The organism is Streptomyces sp. NPDC059900 (genome assembly GCF_050270335.1).
Lineage (GTDB): Bacteria > Actinomycetota > Actinomycetes > Streptomycetales > Streptomycetaceae > Streptomyces.
This window is the reverse complement of the sequence record NZ_JBNNJZ010000338.1, coordinates 1-9,114: the sequence shown is the minus strand read 5'-3', so window position 1 is coordinate 9,114 and position 9,114 is coordinate 1. Positions and strand designations below refer to the sequence as shown.

7 protein-coding genes are annotated in these 9,114 nt (G+C 71.3%); 5 read left to right on the top strand and 2 right to left on the bottom strand.

The annotated features are described in order from the left end of the window. From ACQKIP_RS31490 to ACQKIP_RS31475, 4 genes are all read left to right on the top strand, one after another. Positions 1-447 (top strand): DNA polymerase (locus tag ACQKIP_RS31490; protein WP_427744827.1); only part of this gene is annotated, 447 nt, incomplete at its 5' end. Between the two features lie 214 nt (positions 448-661). After that, the gene (locus tag ACQKIP_RS31485) at positions 662-2,368 is read left to right on the top strand and encodes a lytic transglycosylase domain-containing protein (protein WP_365852989.1); all 1,707 of its coding nucleotides are present in this window, start codon (positions 662-664) and stop codon (positions 2,366-2,368) included. Between the two features lie 162 nt (positions 2,369-2,530). Beyond that, the gene (locus tag ACQKIP_RS31480) at positions 2,531-2,665 is read left to right on the top strand and encodes an SPW_0924 family protein (RefSeq protein ID WP_361188574.1); all 135 of its coding nucleotides are present in this window, start codon (positions 2,531-2,533) and stop codon (positions 2,663-2,665) included. A gap of 14 nt (positions 2,666-2,679) precedes the next feature. Next, positions 2,680-3,672 carry a DUF3068 domain-containing protein gene (locus tag ACQKIP_RS31475; RefSeq protein ID WP_365852992.1) on the top strand — a complete coding sequence of 331 codons (993 nt, stop codon included), beginning with the start codon at positions 2,680-2,682 and terminating at the stop codon, positions 3,670-3,672. On the opposite strand, the gene hrpB is transcribed toward ACQKIP_RS31475, so the two are convergent. Beyond that, positions 3,662-6,217 (bottom strand): ATP-dependent helicase HrpB, encoded by a 2,556-nt coding sequence (hrpB, locus tag ACQKIP_RS31470; protein WP_365852994.1) that lies wholly within the window; start codon positions 6,215-6,217, stop codon positions 3,662-3,664. The two genes, ACQKIP_RS31475 and hrpB, sit on opposite strands and share 11 nt — an antisense overlap. Positions 6,218-6,221: 4 nt before the next feature. Next, positions 6,222-7,052 carry a class I SAM-dependent methyltransferase gene (locus ACQKIP_RS31465; RefSeq protein ID WP_365852996.1) on the bottom strand — a complete coding sequence of 277 codons (831 nt, stop codon included), beginning with the start codon at positions 7,050-7,052 and terminating at the stop codon, positions 6,222-6,224. A 398-nt stretch (positions 7,053-7,450) separates the two neighbouring features. Here ACQKIP_RS31465 and rpsA point away from each other — a divergent pair, with 398 nt between their 5' ends. Beyond that, on the top strand, positions 7,451-8,971 hold the full coding sequence (gene rpsA / locus ACQKIP_RS31460; RefSeq protein ID WP_190083195.1) for a 30S ribosomal protein S1: 1,521 nt from the start codon (positions 7,451-7,453) through the stop codon (positions 8,969-8,971). Positions 8,972-9,114 lie beyond the last annotated feature (143 nt).

The following is a 9,114-nucleotide window of genomic DNA, read 5'->3' as shown; positions in this document are numbered from 1 at the left end:
ATCTACAACAGTCACCTGATGGACACCAACTTATATATTTTCAGCGGCGTGCGCGACTATCTGCGCCGGGCCGTCGACGAGGCCCGCGCGACGGGGTACACGGAGACGATGCTGGGCCGCCGCCGGTATCTCCCCGACCTCAACAGCGACAACCGCCAGCGCCGCGAGATGGCCGAGCGGATGGCCCTGAACGCGCCCATCCAGGGCACGGCCGCGGACATCGTCAAGATCGCCATGCTGAACGTGCACCGCGCGCTGACGGAGGCGAAGCTCGACTCCCGCATGCTGCTCCAGGTCCACGACGAAATCGTCCTGGAGATCGCTCCGGGCGAGCGCGCCGAGGTGGAGAAGCTCGTCCGCCACGAAATGGCGGGCGCGGTGTCGCTGCGGGCCCCGCTGGACGTCTCGGTGGGCGTGGGCGCGGACTGGGAGTCGGCCGCGCACTGACGGCGCCGGGCCTGAGCGGGGTTTGCCGCCGGACGGACTGGATACGTTCAGCCCGTCCGGCCAACCGGTAAAAATGGGGCACGAACGGGTGTCTGGGCGCCGGAAGTTGTCGTAGTGTCGCCTGAGTCGGCCCGCTGGGGAGCAGTGCTACGGGGAGTAGACCGGAGCGGGCGGCACAAAAGCAGATAGTCGTCCAGGGGAGGGGTCCACGGTCATGGCGGCGGTATTCGGCAGGCGGTTGCGCAGGGGAGCGGTGACCACCGCGGTGGCCGCCGCGGCGGTGGCGGCGCTCGCGGCGTCCCAGGCGCCGGGCGTGACGGACGTCCCCCGCGACGAGCGGGCGGGAGCCTCCGGCGCCACACCACCGGCCGAGGACTCCGCGACCGGCAACTCCCCTTACTACACCGACCTGCCGGAACTGAAGAGCCCGGTCCCGCCGACCGGAGCGCCCGGCGGCGGTGACGACACCAAGTCAGAGATCCCGGCCACCGTCCTCGACGCGTACAAGAAGGCCGCGGACTCCATGGGCACCACCAAGCCGGGCTGCAACCTCCCCTGGGAGCTGCTCGCCGCGATAGGCCAGGTCGAGTCGGGCCAGGCACGCGGCGGTCGCGTGGACGCGAACGGCACGACGATCGCCGGGATCCTCGGCCCGCCCCTGAACGGCAACGGCTTCGCGAAGATCACCGACACCGACAACGGCGTGTACGACGGCGACAAGACGCACGACCGCGCGGTCGGCCCCATGCAGTTCATCCCCTCGACGTGGGAGACCTGGGCGCAGGACGGCAACGGGGACGGCAAGAAGGACCCGAACAACATCTACGACGCTGCGCTCGCCGCGGGGCACTATCTCTGCGCGAGCGACCGCGACCTGTCCGTCGAGGCTGATCTGCACAAGGCGATCCTGAGCTACAACCACTCCAGGGACTATCTGAACCTCGTCCTGACGTGGATGGACACCTTCCGCAGGGGTGCGCACGAGATCCCCGACGGCACGGGCGACCTGCCGGGCGACCGCAGCGACGGCAACGGCCCGATCGTGAGCCCGAGCCCCACGCCCCCGGCGTCCCCCTCGCCCTCGCCGAAGCCCCGGCCCGGCGGCGACAAGCCCTCCGGCAACGGCAGCGACAAGCCCGGCAACGGCAACGGCGGCGGCAGCAGCGACCCGACCACGCCCCCGCCGTCGGGCGGCGGCTCCGAGAGCCCCGACCCCACCCCCTCGCCCACCGAGCGGGTCAAGAGCCTGGAGGACGCCGGCACCGGCAAGCTCTCCGCGACGGCGGGCGAGGCCTTCGCCGAGCGCGTCGAGGTGCGCACGGAGTCCGCGTCGGGCGCGGGCGTGGCCAAGGCCAAGGTGAAGTTCGCGATCGTCGGTGACACCGACGCGCGCTTCCCGGGCGGCGCGACCAGCGCGACGGTCACCACGAGCGCGTCGGGCAAGGCCACCGCCCCGGTGCTCAAGGCGGGCGAGAAGACGGGCGAGTTCACGGTCCGTGCCACGGTCGTCGGACGCTCGCTGCCCGCCCTCGGCTACAAGGCGACGGTCACCGCACGGCAGGCCGACACCCTTGCCAGGACCAGCGACAAGGCGCTGACCTGCGAGCCGGGCAAGGAGTTCGCCGACCAGGTGGAGGTCAAGGCGACGTACAAGGGGAAGGCCGCCGACGGTGTCGTGGCCACCGCCACCATGGTCAAGTCGGCGTCCGACGCCACGGCCAACGACAAGGGCCCGTACTTCAAGGACGCGGACGGCAATCCGGTCCGCACCCTCAAGGCCCTCAAGACGGACGCGAACGGCCTGCTCAAGCTCCCCGAGATGTACGCCGACGACACGGCGGGCACGTACACCTTGCGCATCACCACCGCGGGCGGCGCGACGCTCACGGTCGAACTGAAGGTGGCGGCCCCCGCGGCCTAGCCGCAGAGCCGCCGCGTCCCGCACGCACGACCCGCACGCAACGCCCCTGCGCCCGCCCGGCGCAGGGGCGTTCGTCTGTGTGCAACGTGTTCTCATCTGGCCGCCGCGTTGCTACGGTGCCCCAGCCCTGACGCCCTGTCAGTTCATGCCGGGAGGATCCGCATGCGCGCTCTCATCGCCGCCGCGACCGGTCTTGCGCTCGCCCTCGCCCTTGTCCTGACGATCACGGCGATGGGCGCCCCGCCCGGCGAGACATCACCCGAGCCGCTGCTCACCACCGTCCCCAAGCACCCGTAGGGAGGGCCGCCGCGATGCGCCGCAAGGCCAGCCTGATCCTGCTCGCCTTCGCCGTGTTCTTCACGGCGATGTCCCCGCTCATGCGCTGGTACGCCTTCCCGCGCCTCGCCAAGATCCCGCCCAGCCAGTACCAGGAGGCGGTCCTCGAGGCGAAGAACCCCACCCTCATCGACTACGGCAGCATGACGGCCAAGAAGATCGACAAGGTCACCATCGTGCAGACGCTCAAGGGCAACGTGGAGGCCTCCGAGAAGATCGAGAAGAGCGCCGACCGCGATGTCGTCGTCTGGGACGCCTTGTCGTACATCCAGGACGGCGACGGAAAGATGGTCTCCAAGGTCCCCGAGCGCTACATCTTCGACGCCCACAGCCAGGAGCCGGTGCACGCGACCGGCGAGATGGTCGACGGGGACCCGGTCAAGCGCGAGGGCATCGAGTTCAAGTGGCCGTTCCTGACCGAGAAGCGCGACTACGAGTACTTCGACGCCCAGGCCCGCATCACCCGGCCCATCCACTACAAGGGCACGCAGACGTTCCGCGGCGTGGAGGTCTACTACTTCGAGCAGACCATCCCCTGGACCAAGGTGCCCTTCCCCAAGACCATGCCGGTCAAGGGCATCACCCCGAAGTCCCTCGCCAAGACCGGCACCACACGCTGGTACACCACCGTCCGCAAGTTCTGGGTCGACCCCACCACCGGGGCTCCCGTCTACGGCGAGGAGATCCAGAAGAACGAGCTGCGCGGCGGCACGCTCCTGGGCGGCCGCGACAAGGTCACGGTCTTCGCCGGGCACGTGAAGATGCGCGAGGACTACATCAAGGACACGGTCGAGCTCGTGAAGTCCCAGCGCGTCCTGGTCCTCCTCCTGACGTCCTATCTCCCCTGGGGCTTCCTGGGCCTTGGCCTGCTCCTGCTCGCCCTCTCCCTGTGGCTGGAGGCCCGCAGCCGCAGGCCCGGCGACCCGGAGGCCACGGCGGCGCCCGAGCCGGAACCGGTCAACGCCTGAGCCGGGCGTTGGTGAACCGCGTCGCCTCGGCCGCCGCGGGATCCTCCGGCCACGGATGCTTCGGATACCGCCCGCGCAGCTCCGCCCGCACGGCGCGGTAGCCGTCCCGCCAGAAGGACGCGAGATCGGCGGTGACGGCGGCCGGGCGCCCGGCGGGGGACAGCAGATGGACGAGGACGGGCACGCCGCCGTCCGCGATCCGGGGGGTCTCGGCGAGCCCGAACATCTCCTGGAGCTTCACGGCCAGCACGGGCTGTTCGGGATCGGAGTAGTCGATCCGGATCCGCGACCCGCTGGGCACCGCCACCCGCTCCGGGGCCAGCGCGTCGAGGCGGGTGGCCTCGCCGGTCGCCCACGGCAGCAGCCGGTTCAGGGCCTGCCCCGCGTCGATGCGCCGCAGATCGGCCCGCCGCCGCGCCTTGGACAGCTCGGGCTCCAACCACTCGTCCACGCGCGCGTGGAGGGCACTTTCGGATACGTCGGGCCAGGGCGCCCCGAGATGCCGGTGCACGAACGCGAGCCGCTCCCGCAGCTCCCGCGCGCCCTGCGACCAGTGGAGCAGCGAGGTCCCTTCTTCCCCGAGACCCGCGAGCAGCCCTTCCCGTACGAGTTCGGGGGCGGGCTTCTTCAGGGGCCGCACCGCCAGCTCCACGGCCCCCAACCGCTCGACGTGCCGCGCGACGAGGTCCCCGTCGGCCCAGGCGACCTCGTCCCCCTCGGCGTACAGCGGCGCGGCGGCACCGCGCGCGACGTCCTCGTCGATGTGCCCGCCGAGCAGCACGCGCGCGTGCCCGGCACCCACCGGCCGGTCGGCCACGGCCACGGCGATCCACTCCGCGCCGGTAAGACCGGACCCCGGCCGCACCTCGGCCCGCGTCCCGTTCACCATGAGATACGAGCCGTCCCCGCGCCCGCGGGCGACCCGCTCGGGAAAGGCGAGGGCGGCGACGAGCCCGGCGGTGTGCTCATCGCTGCCGCTGCCGTCCTGCCGCGCCGAAGCCACGGCAGGCGCCGCACCCGCCGAGCCCTCGGCGGCAGCGGCAAGCCTGCGCACCTCCGTGCGCCACCGCGCCGCGTACCCGTCTCCGCCCCGCCGGGCCGCGCGCCAGGCCGCCGCGAGGTCGTCCCCGTACTCGCGCGGCGGCTCCTCGCTCAGGAGGGCCACCACCTCCGCCGCACGGCGCGCCCCCACGAGGGGAGCCGCGTCGAGCAGGGCCCGCGCCAGGCGGGGGTGAAGACCCACCCGCGCCATCCGCGTGCCCCGCTCCGTGACCCGCCCCGACTCCGGGTCCACCGCGCCCACCGCCGTCAGGACGCCCCGCGCCGCCGCCATCGCGCCGCCCGGCGGCGGATCGAGCAGGGCGAGACCGGAGGCGTCGGGATCCCCCCAGCAGGCCGTCTGGAGGGCGAACGCGGCAAGGTCCGCCAGCTTGATCTCCGGCGCGGGAAAGCGCGGCAGACGGGCATCCTCCGCCTGCGCCCAGCACCGGTACACGGCCCCCGGCGCCTCACGCCCCGCACGGCCGGCCCGCTGCCGGCCCGCGGCCTGCGAAGCCCGTACCGTCGTCAGCGCGCTCAGCCCGCGCGCGTGGTCCACCCGCGGCTCACGCGCGAGCCCCGCGTCGACGACCACCCGCACGCCGGGCACCGTCAGGGACGACTCCGCCACCGACGTCGCGAGGACCACCCGCCGGGTGCCGTCCGCCGAGCCCGCGAGCACCGCGTCCTGCACCGCCGCGGGCGCCCGCCCGTGCACCTGGAGCACCTCCGCGGGCGCGTCCCCCAGCTGTCCCGCCACGCGCGCGATCTCACCGACGCCGGGCAGGAAGCAGAGCACGTCCCCCTCCCGCTCGGACAGCGCCCGCCGCACCACCGACGCCACATGCGTCAGCAGCGCCGGATCCACCCGCATCCCGTGCGGCGGCCGCACCGCACGCGCGGGAGGCGCCCACACGACCTCGACCGGATACGAGGTGCCGTGCGCCTCCACCACCGGAGCGTCCCCGAGGATCCGCGACCACCCCTGCGCGTCCGTCGTCGCCGACGCGGCCACCAGGCGCAGCTCGGGGCGCAGCGCGGCCCGCACGTCGACCAGGAACGCCGCCACGGTGTCGGCGTCGAGATGCCGCTCGTGGCACTCGTCGATGATCACCACGTCAACACCGCCGCCGCCGGTCAACTCCTGGTCCCGCTGCAAGCGCTGCAACAGGACACCGGTCGTGACGACCTCCACGCGCGCGCGTGGCCCCACCACCCGCTCGCCGCGCACCGTGTACCCGACGCTCTCCCCGACCTTCTCGCCGAGCAGCCACGCCATCCGCCGCGCGGCGGCCCTGGCCGCGATGCGCCTCGGCTCCGCGACCACCACACGGCGTTCGGGGCCGTCCCCGAGAAGCCCCGCCAGGGCCAGCGGCACCAGCGTCGTCTTGCCCGTGCCGGGAGGCGCGCACAGCACGGCGCCGCCCGGCCCCTCCAGAGCGGAACGCAGCGCGGGCAGCGCGCCGCGTACGGGCAGGTCCAGGGCTTCGTTACGCAGACGGATCACACGCTCAGTCTCGTACGCAGACGAAGATCGCCGACCCCGGGATCAGATTTCCGCGCAACGGGGACCAGCCGCCCCACTCCTGCGTGTTCCACGCGGGCCACTCCGGCTCCACCAGGTCCACGAGCCGGAAACCGCCGGCCACCACGTCGCGCACCCGGTCGCCGATGGTCCGGTGGTGCTCCACGTAGACGGCGTTTCCCTCGTCGTCCTGCTCCACATAAGGAGTGCGGTCGAAGTAGGAGGCCGCCACCGACAGGCCCTCGGGGCCCGGCTCGTCCGGGAAGGCCCAGCGCATCGGGTGCGTCACCGAGAACACGAACCGGCCGCCGGGCCGCAGGACACGGTGTACGTCCTTGAGGACCCGCACCGGATCGGCCACGAACGGCAGCGCCCCGTACGCCGAGCACGCGAGGTCGAAGCTGTTGTCGGCGAACGGCAGCGCCCCCGCGTCCGCCTCCACCAGCGGCACCCCGCCGCCGATCCGCAGCGCGTGCTGCAACTGCCGGTGGGAGAGGTCGAGGGCGACGGGACGCGCGCCCTGCGAGGCCAGCCAGCGCGAGCACTGCGCCGCACCCGCGCCGATCTCCAGGACGTCCTTGCCCGCGAGGTCCTCGGGCGGACCGAGAAGCTCGGCCTCCACTTCGTCGAGCCCTTCGGGACCCCACACGAAACGGTCGTCGCCCAGGAAGGTGCCGTGCTCGATCTGGTAGTCGTCGGCGTTCCTGTCCCACCACCCGCGATTGGCGCGGCTGCTCTCGGTCACACCGGCGTCACGGCGGGTGGCTTCCGGTTCGGGCGTCTCGGGCAGCTCGGACTCTTGGATGATCGGCTCCATCGTCGTACTCTTCCGTCTGGCTGGTCGCGGCTCGGTGCGGCGGGACAGTGCCGGGGCGGCCCCGGAAGCGGTCGCGACAGGGCGCCGTGCGGTCCGTGTGGCCTCATGCGACAGCATTTGTGCCGGGTATGCGGCGGTCCGCCCCTGGGTGTGCGCCTTCGCGCATTGACCGTGTCCGGCTGCCCCCGTATGCTACAAGTTGCGCTGCGAGCCTGCCGTCCTCAGACCTAGCGGGATGCGCTCGCATCTGTTGTATGTCCCCTCGGTTGTCGAGGCGCCTTCCGTTTCTCCGGAAACAGAATCGGCGCTTCCAAGGCTGTCCGGCTTCTTCAGAGCGAAATCGGTTCCGGCGCTAGCAGTACCTACGACTCACTGTCCGTACCGGAGCCCTTTCCCACATGACGAGCAGCACCGAGACCACCGCCACCACTCCGCAGGTAGCGGTCAACGACATCGGTAACGAGGAAGCCTTCCTCGCCGCGATCGACGAGACGATCAAGTACTTCAACGACGGCGACATCGTCGACGGCGTCATCGTGAAGGTCGACCGGGACGAGGTCCTGCTCGACATCGGTTACAAGACCGAAGGCGTCATCCCGAGCCGCGAGCTCTCCATCAAGCACGACGTCGACCCGAACGAGGTCGTCGCGGTTGGTGACGAGATCGAGGCCCTGGTTCTCCAGAAGGAGGACAAGGAAGGCCGTCTGATCCTGTCCAAGAAGCGCGCTCAGTACGAGCGTGCCTGGGGCACGATCGAGAAGATCAAGGAAGAAGACGGCATCGTCACCGGTACCGTCATCGAGGTCGTCAAGGGTGGTCTCATCCTCGACATCGGCCTCCGTGGCTTCCTGCCGGCCTCCCTCGTCGAGATGCGCCGCGTCCGCGACCTCCAGCCCTACGTGGGCAAGGAGCTCGAGGCCAAGATCATCGAGCTGGACAAGAACCGCAACAACGTGGTCCTGTCCCGCCGTGCCTGGCTCGAGCAGACCCAGAGCGAGGTCCGCCAGACCTTCCTCACGACCCTGCAGAAGGGCCAGGTCCGCTCCGGCGTCGTTTCCTCGATCGTCAACTTCGGTGCGTTCGTGGACCTCGGCGGCGTCGACGGTCTCGTGCACGTCTCCGAGCTTTCCTGGAAGCACATCGACCACCCCTCCGAGGTTGTCGAGGTCGGCCAGGAAGTCACCGTCGAGGTTCTCGACGTGGACATGGACCGCGAGCGCGTGTCCCTGTCGCTCAAGGCGACGCAGGAAGACCCGTGGCAGCAGTTCGCCCGCACGCACCAGATCGGGCAGGTCGTTCCCGGTAAGGTCACCAAGCTCGTTCCGTTCGGTGCGTTCGTGCGCGTCGACGAGGGCATCGAGGGCCTGGTCCACATCTCCGAGCTGGCCGAGCGCCACGTGGAGATCCCGGAGCAGGTCGTCCAGGTCAACGACGAGATCTTCGTCAAGGTCATCGACATCGACCTCGAGCGTCGCCGGATCTCGCTGTCCCTGAAGCAGGCCAACGAGTCGTTCGGTGCCGACCCGTCGGCCGTCGAGTTCGACCCGACCCTGTACGGCATGGCCGCGTCCTACGACGACCAGGGCAACTACATCTACCCCGAGGGCTTCGACCCCGAGACGAACGACTGGCTCGAGGGCTTCGAGACCCAGCGCGAGGCTTGGGAGGGCCAGTACGCCGAGGCGCAGCAGCGCTTCGAGCAGCACCAGGCCCAGGTCATCAAGTCCCGCGAGGCAGACGCCCAGGCCGAGGCCGAGGGTGCTGCGGCTCCCGCGTCCTCGACCGGTGCTCCGGCTGCCGGTGGCAGCGGTGGCGGCGGCGGTTCGTACTCCTCGGAGTCGGACGACAACTCCGGCGCCCTGGCGTCGGACGAGGCGCTTGCCGCGCTGCGCGAGAAGCTCGCGGGTGGCCAGAGCTGACTCTCGCCTCTAGGCGGTAGCAGCGGCTGAACGTTGCGGGCCCGCACCTCTTCGGAGGTGCGGGCCCGCGTGTTTGTTTTAGGGTGTCCGTCCGGTGGGGGCCTGGCGCGCAGTTCCCCCCGCCCCATCGGGGTGCTCTACCC